Below are 19,141 nucleotides of genomic sequence, written 5' to 3'. Positions count from 1 at the left end.
CACTTGATTTATAATAAAGGCCGCAGCTTTGAGTCTGAGCTGCGGCTTTTTTGTGTTTAAAAGAACTTACTGAACAGCAAGCGCGCTGCAAAGCTGGCGTCGCTGTCGACCAAAGGGCTGTCGGTGATGCTGTCGTCAAACCAAGTGTAATCAAACGCCAGCTGGGTAAATCCGCCAAAGAAAATAGGTGTTGAGATAGAAAAGCCCAGCGCCACATTCGTGGCATTGTCGCCTACATATTGAGGTCGGGCGCTGGTGGCTTCGGACAGTCGCACGCCGTAGTAATAATCAACGTGGTGACTATCCAGGTAACTGACGCTCAGGCTAGGTTCATAGAAAAATGGCCCTGACTTGTAGACCTTGGCAAGGCTAGTCGAGACCTCGTAGCCATCGGACTTATCCAGTACATCGTGAACGGCAGAAATGCCGAATTTCCAGTTTTCACGCTCGTATTTTATGCCCACGCCCCCATCCATGGAAAAGTCGCGTTCTGCCATACCCTTAAAAACATCGCTGTCGGACTCATCGTACCCCTGAAAGCGAGGCGAGGCCTGTAACACAAGCTCGATGTCATTTATTTCCAGAATTTCATAACTGATGAAGGGGCCGAGTATGGACAGTTTATCACCCCGATAGCCGAGGATGGGTAATGGGATCACCCGCCTGTCGTAGCCCTGGTAGATTTCCTCACTGACACCCAGCCCAATGCCGTACAAGAACCCTTTAGGCTCCATTTGGGCTCTTAAGGCTCCCCGTTCATCTGCTTGCGCCTGGAGCTGAACTGAAGCTGCAAGCAAGGTACAAATACAAAGCGCGTGTTTTAACATAGTGTATCCTTATCCAAGTTCATATTCTGTTGCCATGTAAGACAAAAGACAGACTGCCTGAGTGTTAACTCAGGCATACTCTGGTACGAACTATAGACAAGGATCGTTTAGTCTTGATGTCATTTAAACAAAGAAAGTGGGCCACTGAAGTTATTTAGGTTAGGGAACATGGTGTTCAGTGTACTGGTATCCAAACCCATCCACTGCCCGAGGCTGGCGGCATATTGATCGACAGACGTAGTTGGGATCAGGCGGCCACCCCCTGCGTCCAGCTCATGATTGAGTGTTGCTTGTGGAATATCACCATAAATTGTCCCACCGTTGACAGCTCCGCCCATGACAAAGTGGTGGCCCGCCCAGCCGTGATCGGTGCCGTCTCCATTGATGGCCAGTGTGCGACCAAAGTCAGAGGCCGTGAACACAGTGACCTGCTCACTCAGATTGAGGCTTTCCATTGCAGTATTGAATGCCACCAAAGCGCCATCCAGGGCGCTGTGCAATTTGGGCAGGTTTTGCGCTTGCCCTGAGTGAGTGTCAAATCCGCCCATAGCTACGACATAAACCTGTCTTGATGCCCCAAGTTGCTGGCGGGCGGCGATGCTTTTACTGACTGTTTGCAATTGTCTGCCCAGCGACGTAGTCGGAAAGTCGGGAAGTGTCACTGTGGTATTGGCCTGTGCAGCATTAAACTGACTGTTTGCCTGATAGGCATTGTTAATGGCATTAGTGACGTCTTGCTGCAGAAAGTTTTGTGCATTCTGAGGCTGATTACTGAAATGAGCAACCAGATCAGGGTGGTTGTCAAACTCTTCCAGGGCTTCTATGGTGGCTGCCTGGCCGTCACTGACATGGTATGGTGCCGTTTGTTTTCCGGTCAGCCATAATGCGCCATCTGCCGTGGTAATGGCATTAAACGGGGTATTGCTGGTCAGACCCTGAGCCATGAGTGCATCATTCATTAAGCCACCCCAACCAAATTGCGCGCCTTCTGCAGCGCCAGACATCCAGGTAGATTGCTGGTCGTTATGCGAAAACAGCCGTGGCGGCAGTCTTGCGGTGTCTTGAGCCATCATAGATGCCGTGACGGGGCTGAGTAAGGGCCCCACATTGCCAATGACAGCCAGCTTATTTTGCTGATATAAATTGGCCAGCCCAGCTAATTCCGCAGGCAGGGCAAAGCGGCGCGAGCCAAAACGCCCGGGTGTGGCAATAGGCAACAAATTAGCCAAAGTGCGTGGCGTTGTATACTTACCCAGCAGGCTTTGACGATGAGTAGCCCACTGCGTATAGCTTGATTCATCAAAGGGAATAATGGTGTCGTGATTGTCCATACCACCGTACAAAAATACGCAGACCAGTGCTTTATAATCACTATTCTGAGCAGGGCTATTCGCCAGTGCCTGGCCTAACTGAAACATCGATGACGCCATTAAAGAGGCACCGCTGAGTTTGATAAAGTCTCGTCTGTTCATAGCTGTGCTCCTATTTTTGGACTAAATAATCGGGTGAAGTCATCACCAGTAAAATGGCGAGGTGTACGAGTCTCAGGGGCTCTGCTTCGTCGTTTTGGGCCACTGTTTGCAATATCTGCTTAATCTGCTGTTTGCTGGTGGCACTGAGTTGCCCGGCACACAGCAATAGATCCAGGCGGTTGACTAAGGCATCTGAGTCGCCCGCCAGCGCCTGTTCTGCGTCATAGCTTGCCAGAAAGCTTTCCACGGCGTTTTCAGCATTCAGCGGAATATTTTCTTCGTCGTAAACGGCTTGTAGATCTTCCACATCTACTTCCTGCTGCAGGCCGGTGATGTAGTAAGTCATAAAGTTTGCATAGCCAGTGATGGTGCTGGCATTGGTGATTTGTAACTCAGGAGCCACCATGCCATTTGACGCACTCACGCTGCCAGGCGCGGTATAGCCCGGGCGGAAGAAGTTAAAAACACTGGGTGAGCGGTAGGGGTGCTGGCCCAGCATGTCGGCATCTCGGGTATCCCAGAGCATTTCCTGATATTCGGGGGTGATGTTTTTTACTGCAAAAGCCCGTGCCCATTGAGTAAAGCGCAAAATAGGCTCGCGGATTTTACCGCCACGATCACTGGCATCTACTCTGGCCTCTGAATCGAACAAGATGGCTGCCAGTGTTGCCGTTAAATCGCCACGACGGCCATCACCGACCCGTGTACCATCGGGCAAAGTGGCGTGACCACTGCTAAAGGCGCTGGCAACACGGGCGACATAGTCAGGTGAAGGGTTTGACATGACCAGTCTCTGGATGAGCTGTTTAGAGACAAATGGGGGGACATTCGGGTGGGCAAAAATATGGTCCAGCGCCTGGGTTACAGAGGCTTTAGGCCCGGTGCCCGCTGCAATGGTGGTGCCTAAAAAGCGTTTGCTTTTTTCGCTGTGGTTTTGTGGGTACACGGTCATTGGCAGGGCAAACTCATTTACCTCAGTTTCTTCCGATGTCTCGTAGTCCATGTCTAAGCCGGTAAAGACCCGAGCCAGCCCGGTGATGTCCTGGTTGGTGTAGAGTTCTTTGATGGCGCCGCTCTGATCTTGTTGGGGCGTACCATCTTGATTCAATGCAACAATGCCAACGGTAAACAATTGCAGTAGCTCCCGGGCATAGTTTTCATCTGGCATCCGGCCTGTGACTTCATCTCCTTTGAGATTACCCATGTAGGTCAGGTAAAACCCCATGGCAGGAGAATAGGTTACGGCTTCCAGTAGTTCCCGATAGTTGCCAAAGGCATGTTGGATCAGAATATCCTGATATGAGGCAACCGCTTCGGGAATATCCGTGAGCTCTTCGCCGCCAGCATTCGATACTACCAGTATTTCCGACAGGGCAAATGCCATTCTCTGACGCAACTGATCTTCGCCGGCGATGGCATTGCGCCAGAAAGCCACACTGGTCGACTCGATATACAGAGCGTTAAAATCATCTTCAGCGGTAGGCGGCGGAGTAAACTCGGACACAACGGGCATGATCTGGCTGGGTGGTAACTTAAGCTGTGCTGTGAACCAGTCTGATGCACTTTTGCCTGTGAGCGACGCCAGGTCTTCTGGTCGAGTGCCAAAAGTGGCCTGCTGTAAAAATCTGGATGTACTGATGGGCGTTGCAAAGGTTTGGTCTGCCAATGGGGTATCGTCGTCCGGTGTGTCGCCGATGCTGCCATCGTTGTTGTTTTTATCATCGTTATCCGTACCACCATTGTTTGAATTACCTGAGTCCGGTGAGGAAGGGGCGGGGTTATTGGAGGTGTTCTGGCTGTCGTCACTGCCACCACACCCGGTCAGGCTCATACACAGGCTGAGCAGCAGTATGTTAAGCGGGGTTAATCTAAACATGATTTCACTCTCTTACTTAGGAATAGATTAAGTCTAGAGCGAAACGCACCAAAACGGTCATACAGTTGCCATACGGCTTTTTTACAAAATTGTATGCTACTGGCAACGCCTCAGTTCAATTTGGCTCTTTCGCTACGCTTGGTGGCTCGGGGGCGGGGGTGACCAAATAGCGAAGTGTGCTTTGGCGGTAAATAAGTGACTTACATCAGCTATAACTAATCACTCCGTGCAGAGCGTGTGGGGATCTCAATATTAAATACGGCACCGGGCTGTTGTTCAAGCAGGCAAAGCTGTGCTTTATGTACGTCGCAAATGGCCTGCACTATGCTTAGCCCAAGGCCGTTACCAGGGCGGGCACGGCTGATATCAGCACGATAGAACTTATCAAAGACTTTGTGCTGGTCGCCTTGCGGGATCCCGGGGCCATCGTCACCAATTTGTAGCAGGGCGCTGTCGGTATGACTTTGTAGCCTCAGCCAGACATGCGACTGTTCATGACTATGCTCCAGCGCGTTTTCCAACAAATTACAGATCAGTTGGCCCAACAGGTCTTTGTCGCCATGGCAGTGTACTAATGGCACAATGGATACATCAAAACGGCGGCCACTGTCTTCAAAGACGGGCAGGTAGCTTTGTGCCAGTTCATCGAGTAATGCCGACAAATCAAACGTTTTAAAGCCCTGTATATGTTTGCCCGACTCAATGGCATTGAGTCGCACCAGATTGTTAAATGTATTGATGACCTGAGCCAGCTCACTGCTTGCTTTATCAATATGGCCTTGCAGTGCAGCCGTGTCGTCGAGTTCCTGATACATGCTTTGCAGACGGTTGGAAATTCGCGATAAAGGGGTTTTCAGGTCGTGAGCAATGCCCACTGACATGGTTTTCATATTGCCGTGCAGGCGGGTTATTTCGTCCAACATCTGGTTAATAGCAAGGCTGAGCGCCAAAATATCGGGGTGAGAGGTAGAGACTTCAGTGCGTTTTGAATCGGGTGAGTGTGCCACTTTTGCCAACTGAGCCGATAAATCCTCTAGCGGGCGGGTTCGTTTGAGCTGCAGCCATACAATCACAGCCAAAGTGAACGGCAGGCTCAACAGAGCAAACCACCCTAAGAGCTGCTCATAAAACTCGGCTTTTTGAGCATGCATGTCGTCGCGTTTTTGCCAGTAATCAATATGTAAGCCATCGGGTAAATCGAGCCTGGCAGACAGCAGTTCTATGTCGCCTTCTTCATCAAAAGAAACATTTTGCCATTGTGCAGAGGTTGCAACGCTTAGCTCTGTGCTGGCGCCAAAAAGTAGCTTGTCCTGCTCATATATGGCAACCAGCCAGCCGTCATCAAGCAGATGTGCCCGTGCCTCGGTGTCGGACCAGATCACGTCCTCATCCAGTTCGAACTCTTGCAACACGTGCTCAAGGCCGTGCTCATCGAGCATTATCTTAACTTCAGCCAGAAACTCGCTAAATTCGCTCTGCTGCTCCTGTTTGTCCTGCCAAACAAGTAACTGACTGATGATCCATAGCAGCAACAGCATGCCTGCCCAAAGTGTGCCACCCACCAGGGTCGTTTGTGTCAGGTGATAACGGTTAATCATCAGACTGGCCTGTCAGCAGGTATCCGCTGCCGCGAATGGTTTTGATCATGTCAAAGGCAAAAGGTTTATCCAGTTTGTTGCGCAGCCGGCTGACATGGGTTTGCACTAAGCTGGTTTTGGGGTCGAAGCTAAACCCCCAGACTTGTTCCAGCAGCATAGTTTTGGTGATCAGCTGTTCCGGGTTTTGCATCATATATTCAAGTATCTGGTACTCTTTGGGCATCAGTTCTATTTCTTGCCCTGCTCTTATCACCTGACGGGAAGTGCGGTTGAGCGTGAGCTCGCCCAAAAATAACTCTTGCGTATCAGCGCGTAAGGGCTGGCGTCTGGCCAGGGCTTTTAAACGAGCATACAGTTCAGCAAATGCAAAGGGTTTAACCAGATAATCATCGGCTCCGGCTTCGAGCCCGGCGACCCGATCGGCTGTATCGCTCAGTGCTGTGAGCATAATAATGGGGGTTGTAACTTTGCTGGCGCGTAAAACCCTGACCGCGTCCAGACCATCCATATTAGGTAACAGGCGGTCGAAAATGATGACATCAAAAGAAGTAGCAGACGCGCTCAACATGGCTTGTTCTGCGTTGTCGCAATGCTGTACACGGGCATTGTGCTGTGTCAGTCCTGCACAGATAAAATCGGCGGTATCCGGGTCGTCTTCAACTAATAAAATATGCATACAAACCTGAGGTTGTCGTCACTCAGTTAAAGCATATCGCATTTTTGCCTTGGGTTGGCATACAATTTTGTATTGTACTGTGCCTGCGTGTGTGTATAAAATTAAACCAACTCAGACGTAGAATAAGGAAATAAATATGGCAGACAAGCAAGTCGAATCAGGACCTCACCCGGGCCTGTACATTGCGGTTGGTGCAGGGGTCGGTACGGCAATGGGGGTGACTTTTGGGGTCGCATTTGACATTCTGGCTTTTACCATTGCTCCGTGCGCTGGAGCTGGCATGGCGCTGAGCGTTGCGCTTTGGGGCGCCAACAAGCAAGCCGGTAAGTAAGCAGGGCCGGCAGGTTCAGCCCTGCAAATTGTTATTCCTGATAGGCGCCTGCGCTGTAAATCAACTCATAGCTGTGGCTGTATATCTCGACTATGTTACCAAACGGGTCTTCCATATAAATCATGCGATAAGGTTTTTCGCCCGGGTAGTAATAGCGGGGTTTTTCCATACGCCTTTTACCACCTGCGGCCACTATTTTATCCGCCAGCCCTTCTACATCGGGGTCTTGCACACAGAAATGAAAAACGCCGGTTTTCCAGTATTCGAAATTGTTGTCGGGGTTGGTTTGATTGTCGAACTGAAATAATTCGACGCCAATGCGATCGCCGGTAGACAGGTGCGCTATGCGAAAGCGTTTCCAGCCCGGACCAAATACGTCGGTGCACATTTCACCTATGGCGCTGTCATCTTCAATAATTTCAGTCGGTGCCATAATGACATACCAGCCCATTACCTGAGTATAAAACTCAACGGCTTTCTCCAGGTCGGGGACCGAAATGCCGATATGCGAAAAATTACGTGGGTAAACCTGGCTCATAGAATACTCTCCTCTGTTTGAATGATGAACAGGTTACAAACACTCAATCATCAAGTAAAATTATTAAAAATTATCTCGATAAACATATTTTGTAATGATAAATAACAGCTGGCTACGAACATTTTGTACCCTTGCCGAAGTCGAACACTTCACGAGAACGGCTGAGCAGCTGCATATGACGCAATCGGGTGTGAGCCAGCATGTGCAGAAGCTCGAAGCGCATTTGGGTGTTCCTTTGCTGCTGCGTGACAGCAAACAAGTGGTGCTGACAGAAGCTGGCAAACGACTGCGTATACAGGCACAACACATACTGCAAAGCTTATCGGATCTTGAGGTTGGTATAGGAGAAGATCCGGCTTTTGAGGGGGAAGTCAAAGTGATGTCACCGGGCAGTGTGGGGCTTCGGTTGTATCCACATTTGTTGGCACTACAGGCGTGTCACCCTAAACTTATAATCGACCACAGGTTTGCACCTAATCAGGCCATTGAAAAAGCCGTGGCTGGTGGCGATGCAGATATAGGTTTCACAACAGTGCAGGCAAAATCGGCCGATATCATCAGCGAGGTGATCGCCACAGAACCTTTATTATTGGTGACACCCGCTGAGGTAAATCAGCCAGACTGGGAAATGTTGTTATCGTTGGGCTTTATTGATCACCCCGATGGTGCACATCATGCCGAGCTATTGCTCAGCGCTAATTACATGCAGTTCCGGCACTGTAGTGAATTTGAGCGCAAAGGGTTTTCTAACCAGATAAGCCTGATTTTGGAGCCTGTGAGCCGGGGTTTGGGGTTTACTGTTTTGCCTGCCTACGCAGTTGAGGCATTTGCCAGGCATGAGCAGATAAAGGTGCATACGCTCGCTCATCCGGTGAGTGAAACTATATATTTGTGTACGACCAAACGTGGCATCTTGCCTGCCAGAGTCGACACAGTGATTGAGCATGCTAAAACCACTCTGTAAGGCCAGTTATATTATTTATGGCTGCACTAAATCAATAAATATTGGCTTAGTACTGGCACATCTGGGACTGAGCCATTACTATGCAGCCAAATGAATCAAAAAGTAGTAAGTAAGCATGTCTTTACCTCCTTGCCCAAAATGTAATTCTGAATACGTTTATCAGGATCAAAGCAACCTGGTGTGCCCAGAATGCGCCTATGAGTGGAATCCTAACGAAGTCAATGACGACGACGTGGTAAAAGTGAAAGATGCGAACGGTGCTTTGCTGGCCGACGGCGATAAAGTGACCGTAATTAAAGATCTGAAAATCAAAGGGAGTTCTCAGGTCATTAAAATTGGTACTAAAGCGTTGGTCCGCCGTGTACTGGACAAAAAAGACCACGAACTGGATTGTAAGGTCGACGGCGTAGGCGAAATGATGGTGACTGCTAAGTTCGTTAAAAAAGCCTGATTGTTCTTTCCCTGCTCGGGGGCAGGGATTGACGGATCTCAACATCCCCTCGGTCATTTCGACATTCCCTCTGTGATCCCGTGCAACGACACGGGATTGACGGATCCCAGCCCCCTGGACTTTCCTGACTGTTAGTTATGTTATAGTGGTTACCAGTTAGTAAGGAGGACGGTTATGGGATTCAAAGTAAATCACTACGCAGCGAAAACAGTCAGCCGCTCAAATACGATTGGACTGGGAAACGGTTGCCATTGAACTTATCATAGGTGCAATTTGTTGCGTTATAGCAATTGCCGGGTTTAAAGCCAATATGTTGCTGATATTTGTGCCGGCTTTACTGATCGCTCTGATTTGCATTGCCGGTGCCAGCTACAATGTGTATTACTGGATTGCGGAACGTCGAAAAAAGCGCACAAAGCAGTGAACCTGCGCTATTTCCTGATCGTACTACCTGCATTAGGTTATACAAGGAACACACATTGAAAACACTGCTAATTATCATGATGGCGTTTATTCTCAGCAGTTGTCTGGGTATGCCACAGGGCGTGCAGCCCGTTAATAATTTTGAGCTGAACCGTTACCTTGGTAAGTGGTATGAAATTGCCAGACTGGATCATTCCTTCGAACGCGGACTTTCTCGTGTAACGGCGCAATACAGTATGCGTGAAGATGGCGGCGTAAAGGTCATTAATCGTGGCTTTAACGCCGAAGAAAATCAGTGGCGCGAAGCCGAGGGCAAAGCGTTTTTTGTCAACCAGGACGATGAAGCCTATCTGAAGGTCTCGTTTTTTGGTCCGTTTTACGGTGCCTATGTGGTGTTTGAGCTGGACCATCAAAATTACCAGTATGCATTTGTATCTGGCCCCGATACCGACTTTCTGTGGCTGCTCTCAAGAACTCCGGAAGTAGATCAGGCCATTATCGACAAGTTTGTCAGTATGGCCTCAGAACGTGGCTTTGATACCAAGTCACTGATTTTTGTTGAGCAGTAATATCTTTCTCAACTCTGAGCCAATGGCAGCTGAATACGGGCTCTGGCACCGGAACTGTCAGTGCGATTAACCAGTGTCAGGCGACCGTTGTGCTGCTCAATAATGTTTTTACACAGTACCAGCCCAATGCCTTTGCCATTTGCTTTGGTGGTATAAAAAGGCACAAACAGGTTATCGGGATTACTAATGCCCTGACCCTCATCCAGAATATCAATAAAGGCGTATTGTGCTGTTTTACTGGCAGTAATGGTGACAGCAGCCGTCTGTACACCGGCCTCAAGCGCATTGGTAATCAAATTAATCAGCACTTGCTCCATCAGGCTGACATCTACTGGTAGTGTGAATTCTTGTTCAACTGTACAGCAAACCCGCGGCTCATATAAAGCCTGCATTGGAGTCAGCAGGGCGCTTATGGTGATCACTTTGGGGTCTAGCTGGTGCTGTCTTGCAACACTGGCATAGCGATTAACGAACGACATCAGCCCATCGCTGCGCTGTACAATCACCATCAAGGCCTGCTCGAAATCAGCCTGAGTGCCTTTACCTGGCTCCAGGGTTTGTAATGTCTGTGCCAATGACTTGATGGGGGAGAGTGAGTTGTGGATCTCATGGCTCAGAATACGGATCATCTTTTGCCAGGCGTCACGCTGCGCCTGACTCACCACCGACTGTACATCGGTGAGGATTAATAAGTGGGCATGACTGTCATTAATAGGGATCTGGCTTTGACGGATCTGCCATTGCTGAGCCAGTGATGGATGACTGAATTGCCACTGATCATTAGACTGTACCAAGCTAAACTGGTGTGCCCTGGTTAGTCGTTGCGTTTGCCAGGGTTTGCCAGTCCAGTTTGAGAAGGCCTCGTTGGCATGAACCAGAGCATTACTTTCATCAAACACGACAATGGGACTAGGCAGTTGTTCAATCAGCCGAAACAGCAAGATGGCCTGATGATCCCGCGCCGATTTATATGCCTGCAAATGCTCACACAGTTGACTGGTTTCTGTTTGTAGCTGAGCCAGAATGCCGCTTTGATCGCGCGTATAAAACCGTTGCCCATAATCCTCTAAGCGCATGGCCTCGACTGTGTTAGTCAGATGATAAAAGGGCTGAACAACGCGGGTTTTAATGCTGTGTAGCAGTAGCGCAGCGGGGCAAAGTACCACAACACAGTTGGTAAGCACGCCCAGCCAGCCACTACCAAGGCTGAGCAGCAGTGCGGTGCTGAGCAAGGCAAACAGCAACCAGACTATCAGGAAAAATCCAGAAACAAAGTGTTCGTAATTTAATTTAATCACGGTTAAGACTGCCGGGTTTTGATGCTAAATTTGTCCATGCGGCGGTACAGCGCACTTTTGCTGATCCCCAGCAATGCTGACGCCTCCTCGACGTTGTCCTGACACTGAGTGAGTGCCATTTTGATTAGTTTCTGCTCGGCTTGCTCCAGCGTGACCAATTCGTTTACCGGGCTGTTCAGCTCGCTGCTGGCTGGTTTGATGTTCAGCTGACTGGCAGTGATCTCGGCCTCGTCACACATCAGTACCGCCCGCTCCATAATGTGGCTTAATTCTCGCACATTGCCCGGCCAGTGATAGGCATGCAGTACTTTACGGGCACACTCTGATAAGGGCGCTTCGGGCAGTTCATAGCGCTGTGCGTGAATCGATATAAAGTGCTCGGCGAGCGGAATAACTTCGTCACTGCGTTGTCTCAGAGGTGGTAGTGTCAGCTCGATGGTATTGAGCCTGAAATACAGATCCTGACGAAATGCTCCTTGCATTTGCAGAGTATCGAGATCTGCATTCGTAGCGCTAATAAGTCGGCAATCTGCGTGACAGGTTGTGTCGGAGCCGACTGGTTCGTATTCACCATTTTCCAGCACCCGTAACAACTTAGCCTGCTGAGATTCGTTTAGCGTCGCGATTTCATCTAAAAATAAAGTGCCGCTGCTTGCCTGACTGAAGCGGCCTTCGCGGTCCTGCCTGGCATCGGTGAATGCGCCTTTGACATGACCAAACAGCTCGCTTTCAAACAAGGTATCCGGGATTGCCGCCATGTTAACGCTGACGAGCTTACCTGTTCGCAGGCTTTGCTGGTGGAGGTACTGTGCAACCTGGGATTTTCCTGTGCCGTTTTCGCCTCGCAACAGGATATTGGCGCTGGTCGGGGCGACCCGGTCCAGCTGCTTTTTAAGTGCCTGCATTTGCGGGCTGATCCACAGCAGGGGTCTTTCGGCGGGCGCCTTTTGCAAGACCGGAACGACGGCCTGTCTGGCATGGGCCATATGTCGCAGCCCCAGATGCTTTTTGATTATCATCAGCACAGCGTGGTTGTCCCACGGCTTGGCAAAAAAATCCACTGCACCACGTTGCATGGCTTCGACGGCCAGATTAACACTGGACCAGGCTGTCATGGCAATAAATGCTGGGCTGGATGGCGTCTGCGCCGCATGCTCTGAGAGGAAGTTAAGCCCTTCCTGACCTGAGGTAGTATCCAGCTCATAATTCATATCGAGCAGCACCAGATCGATTGAGTGCTGTGCCAGAGCCTGTGCCGCAGCACTCAGGGTGTCACATTGAATGGTGGTAAAGCCGCTATTTTTCAGCAGTATATGAAGACTCAGGCGAATATCAGCCTTGTCATCAACGATAAGTACGGTGCCTTGCATGGTTAAACTGGCAGACGCCTTTCGACGCCTGCATTTCCTCATTTACTTTTTATTAGAATGGTTATTCATTTCTCAGTGCCCGGATAGGGTCCTGGCGGATCACTTTTTGCACCGGCAGGTAGCTTGCAATTAGCGCAACCAGTAGCATAACCGGAATGCTGCTAACAACAGCCAGCCAGTTTACATCGACAGGTCCATTGCCAATACGCGACCACAGCAGGTATCCAAGACTGGCAAACAACAGGCTCATAGCCAGGCCGGTGAATATGGGCACAAAACTCTGTTTTACAATCATAGCAATCAGCTTATGTGTATGCGCACCCAAAGACAGGTGAATGCCCAGTTCGTAGCGGCGCATCTGGACACTGTATGTGAGTACACCGTAAATGCCTGCGCCAGCCAGGCTAAGTGTCAGTACAAGCAGTGCTACTGTCAGCATGGCCTGCAGCCAGGTTTGTCTGAGTCGCTGACTGAGCATATCATCCACTTTCCTGAAATCCGAGAAGTTTAAGGTCGGATGGATGTCCTTTAAGACGTTGCCCAGTTGCGAGTGCGACAGCGGTCCACTGGCTTTAATAATAAACGCATTGCTGCCTTCGGTAAGAGGCACATAATAGCGTTCCAGCTCGTACCCTAAAGGGCCTGTAGGCACATACACGTCACCAACAATGCCAACCACCTGTCTGGGCGTTTCCTGATCGATATACAGCGTCTGACCCAGTGGGCTGGTTTCGCCATACAGGCGCCTGGCCAGAGAGTCGGAGAGCACAATCTCATTATTGTCTTCACCGGATGTTGCGATAGGCGTGAAGCTGCGGCCTTGCATGATTGGCAATGACAGGGCGGTGAAGGCATCCTGATCAAAAAATGCCAGGCTCATGATCCCGATCAGCTCAACCTTTTCGTCGTATAGATAGTTTTTCCAGCCCATGGCCAGTGGTGAGGTGGCGCTGGCCGCAACCGTTTCAATATTGGCCTGTGTGCCCAGGGTGTTTTTAACCTGTCTGGACAACTCAAACGGATCAATTTCGGTAGCGCTGCCATCGACGCGGGCGTAATAAAGGTGCTCGGTGTTAAACCCGGTTGGGTGTGTCATTTCCTGATAAGCAGGCACTAGTTTATTGGCAGCCAAAAATAACAACAGACTGGCGAACATCACCTGTAGTGCAACCAGAATATGGCGAGTGCGGGCTGAGATCTGTGCACCGGTGCCTTTACCGCTGGCATGCAGGGCGTTGGTCAGGGCCTGGTAGTTGACCTGGCTACTGGTGATGGCCGCTATTACCAAGGCTATGATCAGTGCCAGCAAGACTGCAACAATCACGGTTGGCGCATCAAGCGATAAGGATTGCATGCGAGTAAACAGGTAACTCAGGTCGTCGGCCAGTAGCACGTTGAGCCACTCCGCGGCCAGCAATCCTAAAACCGTTGCTGCGCCAATCAACAAGATACTTTCACAAAACATACTGATAAAAATATGTTGTGGTTTGGCACCCAGCGCTGCCTGAATGGCCATCGTTCTTTGTTTCTGGGCACCACGAGACAAAAACAGGTTAGTTACATTGGTCAGGGCGATCAACACCAGCACCGCGGCTGAAAATAACAAGCTTAGAGCCAGAGTGTCGCTCTCTGCGATGATCCTGCTGCGTAGCGGTGTAAAGCGGGCACCAATGGCAGTGTCGGGTGCCACATTGTCACGAGACTGATATAAGGCATCGATTTGTTCGCCAAGCGAATGGTTCGCCTGTTCAGGGTTTACGCCCGGCTTAAAACGAGCAATCCCATTAAACTGACTGCTGATACTGTTCCAGTGACTAGTGGTGCTAAGCGCCTCAGGAAAACTGCTAAATCCGCTGATGGCAAAGCTTCTGAAAATTTCAGGCACTTCAAAGTCAGCGGCAGTCACCCCGACGATTTCGTAGGCAACCCGGTTGAGCTGGGTGAAGGACCCGATAACCTCAGGATCGGCGTTAAACTTGTCCTGCCAGGCCTGATAGCTCAGCACGAGTACCTTTTGTTCATCGCTTACGCTTTCATTGCTGTTCAGCGCGCGACCCAGATGCATAGGGACGCCCAGCAAAGAGAAGAACTCCGGAGAGACACGGAGAATATCAACCGTGGGGCGTTGGTCCACATCCATCAGACGCGGTGATGTCAGATGTAGCATCGCCATTTCATCAATAAACTGCTGATCCTGATGGATCAGAAACTGAGTGGGTAACATCTGAAAGCCATACTGGGTTTCGCCATTAATGGTTTCACTTTGGTCGGTGACCCATAAGGTGTCGGCGTTAGGGTAGGGCAGGGGTTTGGTTAGTAACCTGTGATTGATATTGATCACCACACACAGCGCAGCAAGCGTGAGCGCAAGTGTGAGGATCACTGTAAGACTAAAGCCGGGCAACTTTTTCAGGTTGGAGGCGGCCAGTTTAAGTTCTTCTTTGATCATCCCACCATCTCCAGATTGACCTCGTCGACCATCACCCCGTCAAGCAAAAACAGCTTACGACCAGCCATATCAGCATATCTGGGGTCGTGCGTTACCATACACATGGTGGTGCCTTGTGCATTTAAGTCGTGCAGCATCTGCATAACGGCATCGCCATTTTTTGAGTCCAGGTTTCCGGTGGGCTCATCAATGAGCAGAATATCAGGCTTGTTAACCAGTGCTCGGGCAATGGCAATGCGCTGCTGCTGACCACCGGAGAGTTGATTGGGTTGATGATCTACCCTGTGGGTCATTTGCACCAGTTCCAGGCACTGCATAACGCGTTCTTTAAGTTGTGAGCCGCTTAAAGGCTGTTCACTGTACTTAACAGGCAGTGCCAGATTGTCGAACACATTCAGCTCATCAATCAGGTTAAATGACTGAAAGACAAAGCCAATGTGCTTGTTTCTTAAAGTAGCACGCTGGTTGACACTGAGCTGGCTGACATCATTACCGGCAATCTGATAGCGACCGCCAGTCGGCGTGTCCAGCAGACCCAAAATATTGAGCAGTGTCGACTTACCACATCCAGATGGGCCTGAGATAGAGACATACTCACCTTCGTTAATACGCAGGTTTACGCCCCGTAAGGCTTGTGTTTCTAAGCCACTGAGCAGGAAGTGTTTGGTGATATCTGTGAGTTCAATAACGCATTGGTTGTTCATTGTTGTTTCCTTATTTACTCAGGTACACGACCGGCTCGTCCCGATAGGATGCCATATCCGACAGAATAAAGCGCTGCTCTGGCTGTGCGCCGGATAGCAACTGAATATACTGTGCGGTCTGGGCGCCATAGTGTACCTCAATGGCGTGTGCTTGTTGGGTATTGGGTTCGATACGATACAAAGTGGCAGTGCTGAAAGCCTTGGCACCAACGGGTTTGTCGATATACAGCGCATCCTTAAGGGTGCTGATATGTATAGTTCCTTCAATGTTTAGCTCGGGCCGGGCGCTGTCGGGCAGCTCGGCAGGCAGGGCCACTTCGACTTCAATATTGCCGTTTTGCACCATAGGGTTGATCCGCGAGACAGTGCCAGCAATAAAGTCGGCACGGGTATTCACTTGTACCGACTGCTCAAGTTTAATTTGTTCAGCATAGGCCTGCGGGATTTGCAGCTGAGCATATAAATCTTTGGTGCTGCCAACCAGCACAAGTTGCGCGCCCAGCGGCACACTTTGCCCCAGTTCCACATGGAGTTGTTGCACAACGCCAGTGATTCCCGCACGCACAGTCAGTTGGTCTACCCGGTGCTGAATTAACTGATATGCCTCTTCGGCGGCTTCTATATCGGAGTTGGCCAGTTGTAAATTGGCTTGATGTAAGGTTTTAAGCTGAGCGATACGGCGCTGTTCGATATCAATGCGCCGCTTAAGTTGGCGGTGCTCCAGTACGGTGCGCTGATAATCCAGCTTAGACACGGCACCATCTTCAACCAGCCCAGCCTGCGCAGAGACCTCGAGTTCAGCACTTTCCAGTTCAGACTTTAAGATCTCCAGGCTGGCTTGATGCGACAGCATTTCCCGCTGTTGATTAATATCGGATTGTAAATACTGATCTTTGGCCTGTTGAAGTGCTCGTTTTGCATCTTTAAGCGACTGGGAAAGGCTGGCATCCTTTAGCTTCATAATCACGCTGCTGGGCGTGACCTCAGTACCCGGACGCAGCAAAATCTCCTCAACCGTGGCCTCACTGGCCGCACTGACCAGACGCGGCGTGCGCGACTTAAGTTGACCAAACCCCGCCACTGAAATAGTCAAATCGCCTTGCGTGACTGTACCAATCCAGGCATTCTCTGCGGGCAAAGACGCCTGCGCAGCTGGCTGAGCAACCATCCAGCCAGTCACAATGATGACCAAAGCGATGCCACCCAGCCACAACCAGTTGACTTTTATGTTATTTTTCTGTTCGACCTGTATGTCCATACCATTTCCTCTGTGGGCATTTGGGGATAGGCATTACAAGTCATATGCCAATTTTTAACTTATTGTATTTTATGGTTTTGTGTGTTTTTTGAGTGTAGGGGAGGCGTAGCAATTTGTGGATTTGAAATTGCGATTTTTGGAAATGGGAGAAGAAGTCTGGGTGACATTCATTGGTTTTGTACCTCTCTGATAAACTGCAACAGTTCTTGAGTAGAATTTACACGTACAGCTTAACGGGGGCTAAATTCGGCCAGGTTAATAACGAAGGTAAATCGGCAGTCACCTAAAAGTTGGTGCGCTTCCAAGTTGGAATCTCATGTATCCGTCATTTTGATGCTAAATATATACTTAGGAATTAGTTAGAACTTGGGTTTAGAGGGCAATCATGATTGAAAGTGCGAAGGAGTTTGTCAGGCTTAGAATGAGTGAGAAACAAGAAGAATATACTCGTGCGGCACATGACGAGGCCTCGCTCGAAGTGTGGATTAAAGTTATTGAAAACTATCCTGATATGACCGTTTGGGTGGCACAAAATAAAACAGTACCCTGCGAGATACTTGAAATGCTTGCCGATCATCCTGAAAATCGGGTACGCATCATGGTTGCGAGAAAAAATAAACTCAAAGAGTCGCTTATGCTCAAGCTAGCAGTCGATTCAGACGAGGCTGTCCGCATGTCTATCGCGCGACATAAAAAAGCGACACTGAAGGTGCTCACCTTGCTCCTTAACGACACATGGAGTGAAATTTCTGATAAAGCATCGGAGAGAATTCATAATGGTAGCCACAAGTGATAGAGCATAAGTGAAATTTGTATTATGTAGGGGTGATGCTGAAAACACAGCAAAAGCCATTATGTGTACCTTAACAATATTCATCTTAACTGTTGTAAGCTCATTAACCGTGAACTTGTGCGGAGGGACATTCACTCAGAATCGACTCGGGTCGGGCTCTTGCTCATTTGCACAAAAAGAATTCAATGGCTTTGCTTCACCTTTTCAGTTTCAAATAGAAGCATTAGCTGTAGCTTGGTTGCTCGTTATTTTAACTCTGATAGTTGTAGGCTGGTTTGCTTATTATAAACTGTGTGGCGAATGTAGCTCCAAAGTTACTTCTCAGTGCTTTAATTGTTCCATCGACTATTGGTTGGGGGTTTTTGTGCCTCTTAGGGCTTATGGTATTTGGTCATTCAGCTCTGGAAAGTTTCACAGCCCTGGTGATGAGTGCTCTGGCTTTAACTGGATTGGTCACTCTCGTGTGTGGTGCTGTATCCATTGTGAAATTTCCGAATGTCACGAAAGTGACACTCGTGTCGTTTTTTGTTGGCCTAGCCGCTTTAATTGTCGGCGGTTTCTTTGGCTTTTTTAGTTTTCTGTACGCCTTATCGTTAGCTTCTCTGGTTTGGGCCGGGATTATCTTGATAGGCCAATACAAAAAACTACGCAGCTGATAAATAACTCATTGGAATTATTTACACAATTATAAATACAAACTGCCTGGTATGGATGTCTGATGAATTTTCCGTATCTGATGAATTTATTTTGATTTCTCCCATCTGGTATGTAATTGAGGGCAGTTTTTTCTGATCATATCGTCCACGATGGTGTTGTTATTTAGTTAGCTTTTGGCGAAATAAATTAGATCAAATAATGCCGTTCGTGTCCATCACATTGATTTTGAATATCTTGGGGCTCCCCAGGCAACGGTGTTGGGTGTGTTAAAGAAAAGAAAGAGCGAAATGCGAAAATGAAGGGAGTACTGGGAACAGAGGGGGATCACAGACACCCAGCGTTACGGGGATCACAGACACCCTGCGTTACGGGGATCACAGACACCGGGGCAGGTTCAACTTGCGAGGGATCACAGACAGGAGAGAACATAGACACCCAGCATTACCAGGACAAAGAACATAGCAGCAGCTAGTAGCAGCGGTTCTGTATTGATGGGGCGAGAACTATGTCGAATAAAAAGGTGCGAAACCCGAGAGGCGCCTTCATGGATGGGGAGTTTTTGCTAAAAAATAAGTTAGTTCAACCTTTAGGCACGGCCAAGTGCTGCCTGTGTGCGACAGTCATCACTTGAAGTTAGGATAATGGTAAGTCTAACCCAATAATTGTTCACAATTAGATAGATTAGGACGTCGCCTTTTCTGCAGATGTGCACAGTATTCATTCATAGCATGACGCCTGCCGACTGCACCATGGAAAACTCTGGTAAATTGCGTGGTGAGTTTTAGCCAGTTTTCGGGCTCAATTTGCAATCTGGCGAGGATAGGCTGGACTTCGCTGATGTGACCTCGTTTGTCAGCTCGGATGCATCGGCCTGTGAGCTCGACCAG

General features: G+C 49.3%; 16 protein-coding genes and 1 pseudogene. 5 read left to right on the top strand and 12 right to left on the bottom strand.

Translation table 11 applies throughout. The features are described 5' to 3' along the window. Positions 1 to 56: 56 nt before the first annotated feature. From NH568_RS22870 to NH568_RS22850, 5 genes are all read right to left on the bottom strand, one after another. On the bottom strand, positions 57 to 827 hold the full coding sequence (locus tag NH568_RS22870) for a MipA/OmpV family protein (protein ID WP_253110734.1): 771 nt from the start codon (positions 825 to 827) through the stop codon (positions 57 to 59). 119 nt (positions 828 to 946) lie between these two features. Next, positions 947 to 2,299: a DUF1501 domain-containing protein gene (locus NH568_RS22865; RefSeq protein ID WP_253110731.1), complete on the bottom strand. Its 1,353-nt coding sequence runs from the start codon at positions 2,297 to 2,299 to the stop codon at positions 947 to 949. A 10-nt stretch (positions 2,300 to 2,309) separates the two neighbouring features. Next, positions 2,310 to 4,175: a DUF1800 domain-containing protein gene (locus tag NH568_RS22860; protein WP_253110728.1), complete on the bottom strand. Its 1,866-nt coding sequence runs from the start codon at positions 4,173 to 4,175 to the stop codon at positions 2,310 to 2,312. Positions 4,176 to 4,390: 215 nt separating this feature from the next. Next, a complete protein-coding gene (locus NH568_RS22855; protein WP_253110726.1) occupies positions 4,391 to 5,773 on the bottom strand; it encodes a HAMP domain-containing sensor histidine kinase in 1,383 nt (460 codons plus the stop codon). Next, complete coding sequence (locus NH568_RS22850) at positions 5,766 to 6,449, bottom strand: response regulator transcription factor (protein WP_138552359.1); 684 nt, start codon at positions 6,447 to 6,449, stop codon at positions 5,766 to 5,768. The genes NH568_RS22855 and NH568_RS22850 overlap by 8 nt, the downstream gene beginning before the upstream one ends. A gap of 136 nt (positions 6,450 to 6,585) precedes the next feature. Between NH568_RS22850 and NH568_RS22845 the strand changes: the two genes are divergently transcribed. Next, on the top strand, positions 6,586 to 6,780 hold the full coding sequence (locus tag NH568_RS22845; RefSeq protein WP_253110723.1) for a hypothetical protein: 195 nt from the start codon (positions 6,586 to 6,588) through the stop codon (positions 6,778 to 6,780). Positions 6,781 to 6,811: 31 nt separating this feature from the next. Here NH568_RS22845 and NH568_RS22840 read toward each other — a convergent pair whose 3' ends face one another. Continuing rightward, positions 6,812 to 7,318 carry a lactoylglutathione lyase family protein gene (locus tag NH568_RS22840; RefSeq protein WP_253110721.1) on the bottom strand — a complete coding sequence of 169 codons (507 nt, stop codon included), beginning with the start codon at positions 7,316 to 7,318 and terminating at the stop codon, positions 6,812 to 6,814. Between the two features lie 94 nt (positions 7,319 to 7,412). Between NH568_RS22840 and NH568_RS22835 the strand changes: the two genes are divergently transcribed. From NH568_RS22835 to NH568_RS22825, 3 genes are all read left to right on the top strand, one after another. Continuing rightward, on the top strand, positions 7,413 to 8,282 hold the full coding sequence (locus NH568_RS22835) for a LysR family transcriptional regulator (RefSeq protein ID WP_253110719.1): 870 nt from the start codon (positions 7,413 to 7,415) through the stop codon (positions 8,280 to 8,282). A 115-nt stretch (positions 8,283 to 8,397) separates the two neighbouring features. Further along, on the top strand, positions 8,398 to 8,733 hold the full coding sequence (locus tag NH568_RS22830; RefSeq protein WP_138544280.1) for a zinc ribbon domain-containing protein YjdM: 336 nt from the start codon (positions 8,398 to 8,400) through the stop codon (positions 8,731 to 8,733). 479 nt (positions 8,734 to 9,212) lie between these two features. Beyond that, positions 9,213 to 9,725: a lipocalin family protein gene (locus tag NH568_RS22825; protein ID WP_290444430.1), complete on the top strand. Its 513-nt coding sequence runs from the start codon at positions 9,213 to 9,215 to the stop codon at positions 9,723 to 9,725. 8 nt (positions 9,726 to 9,733) lie between these two features. On the opposite strand, the gene NH568_RS22820 is transcribed toward NH568_RS22825, so the two are convergent. The 5 genes from NH568_RS22820 to NH568_RS22800 all read right to left on the bottom strand — a co-directional run bounded on the left by NH568_RS22820 (position 9,734) and on the right by NH568_RS22800 (position 16,804). Next, a complete protein-coding gene (locus NH568_RS22820; protein ID WP_253110717.1) occupies positions 9,734 to 11,023 on the bottom strand; it encodes an ATP-binding protein in 1,290 nt (429 codons plus the stop codon). 2 nt (positions 11,024 to 11,025) lie between these two features. Further along, positions 11,026 to 12,393 carry a sigma-54 dependent transcriptional regulator gene (locus NH568_RS22815; protein ID WP_253110703.1) on the bottom strand — a complete coding sequence of 456 codons (1,368 nt, stop codon included), beginning with the start codon at positions 12,391 to 12,393 and terminating at the stop codon, positions 11,026 to 11,028. A gap of 61 nt (positions 12,394 to 12,454) precedes the next feature. After that, the gene (locus NH568_RS22810) at positions 12,455 to 14,842 is read right to left on the bottom strand and encodes an FtsX-like permease family protein (RefSeq protein ID WP_253110701.1); all 2,388 of its coding nucleotides are present in this window, start codon (positions 14,840 to 14,842) and stop codon (positions 12,455 to 12,457) included. Then, complete coding sequence (locus NH568_RS22805; protein WP_253110699.1) at positions 14,839 to 15,546, bottom strand: ABC transporter ATP-binding protein; 708 nt, start codon at positions 15,544 to 15,546, stop codon at positions 14,839 to 14,841. Before NH568_RS22805 ends, NH568_RS22810 begins: the two co-directional genes overlap by 4 nt. A gap of 10 nt (positions 15,547 to 15,556) precedes the next feature. Continuing rightward, positions 15,557 to 16,804: an HlyD family efflux transporter periplasmic adaptor subunit gene (locus NH568_RS22800; RefSeq protein WP_253110697.1), complete on the bottom strand. Its 1,248-nt coding sequence runs from the start codon at positions 16,802 to 16,804 to the stop codon at positions 15,557 to 15,559. A 385-nt stretch (positions 16,805 to 17,189) separates the two neighbouring features. On the opposite strand from NH568_RS22800, the gene NH568_RS22795 reads away from it, so the two are divergent. Beyond that, positions 17,190 to 17,597: a HEAT repeat domain-containing protein gene (locus NH568_RS22795; protein ID WP_253110695.1), complete on the top strand. Its 408-nt coding sequence runs from the start codon at positions 17,190 to 17,192 to the stop codon at positions 17,595 to 17,597. Between the two features lie 1,307 nt (positions 17,598 to 18,904). On the opposite strand, the pseudogene NH568_RS22790 reads toward NH568_RS22795, so the two are convergent. Beyond that, positions 18,905 to 19,141, bottom strand: a pseudogene (locus tag NH568_RS22790) (transposase); the annotation flags it as partial.

The sequence above is a fragment of the Pseudoalteromonas sp. XMcav2-N genome (genome assembly GCF_024124545.1).
Classification (GTDB): domain Bacteria; phylum Pseudomonadota; class Gammaproteobacteria; order Enterobacterales; family Alteromonadaceae; genus Pseudoalteromonas.
The sequence above is the reverse complement of the archived record's forward strand: the minus strand, read 5'-3'. Positions and strand labels throughout refer to the sequence as shown.

Excerpts from the sequence above, each read along its gene's own strand:
- NH568_RS22870 (WP_253110734.1), bottom strand. The coding sequence starts at position 827 with ATGTTAAAACACGCGCTTTGTATTTGTACCTTGCTTGCAGCTTCAGTT.
- NH568_RS22865 (WP_253110731.1), bottom strand. The coding sequence starts at position 2,299 with ATGAACAGACGAGACTTTATCAAACTCAGCGGTGCCTCTTTAATGGCG.
- NH568_RS22860 (WP_253110728.1), bottom strand. The coding sequence starts at position 4,175 with ATGTTTAGATTAACCCCGCTTAACATACTGCTGCTCAGCCTGTGTATG.
- NH568_RS22855 (WP_253110726.1), bottom strand. The coding sequence starts at position 5,773 with ATGATTAACCGTTATCACCTGACACAAACGACCCTGGTGGGTGGCACA.
- NH568_RS22850 (WP_138552359.1), bottom strand. The coding sequence starts at position 6,449 with ATGCATATTTTATTAGTTGAAGACGACCCGGATACCGCCGATTTTATC.
- NH568_RS22845 (WP_253110723.1), top strand. The coding sequence starts at position 6,586 with ATGGCAGACAAGCAAGTCGAATCAGGACCTCACCCGGGCCTGTACATT.
- NH568_RS22840 (WP_253110721.1), bottom strand. The coding sequence starts at position 7,318 with ATGAGCCAGGTTTACCCACGTAATTTTTCGCATATCGGCATTTCGGTC.
- NH568_RS22835 (WP_253110719.1), top strand. The coding sequence starts at position 7,413 with ATGATAAATAACAGCTGGCTACGAACATTTTGTACCCTTGCCGAAGTC.
- NH568_RS22830 (WP_138544280.1), top strand. The coding sequence starts at position 8,398 with ATGTCTTTACCTCCTTGCCCAAAATGTAATTCTGAATACGTTTATCAG.
- NH568_RS22815 (WP_253110703.1), bottom strand. The coding sequence starts at position 12,393 with ATGCAAGGCACCGTACTTATCGTTGATGACAAGGCTGATATTCGCCTG.
- NH568_RS22810 (WP_253110701.1), bottom strand. The coding sequence starts at position 14,842 with ATGATCAAAGAAGAACTTAAACTGGCCGCCTCCAACCTGAAAAAGTTG.
- NH568_RS22805 (WP_253110699.1), bottom strand. The coding sequence starts at position 15,546 with ATGAACAACCAATGCGTTATTGAACTCACAGATATCACCAAACACTTC.
- NH568_RS22800 (WP_253110697.1), bottom strand. The coding sequence starts at position 16,804 with ATGGACATACAGGTCGAACAGAAAAATAACATAAAAGTCAACTGGTTG.
- NH568_RS22795 (WP_253110695.1), top strand. The coding sequence starts at position 17,190 with ATGATTGAAAGTGCGAAGGAGTTTGTCAGGCTTAGAATGAGTGAGAAA.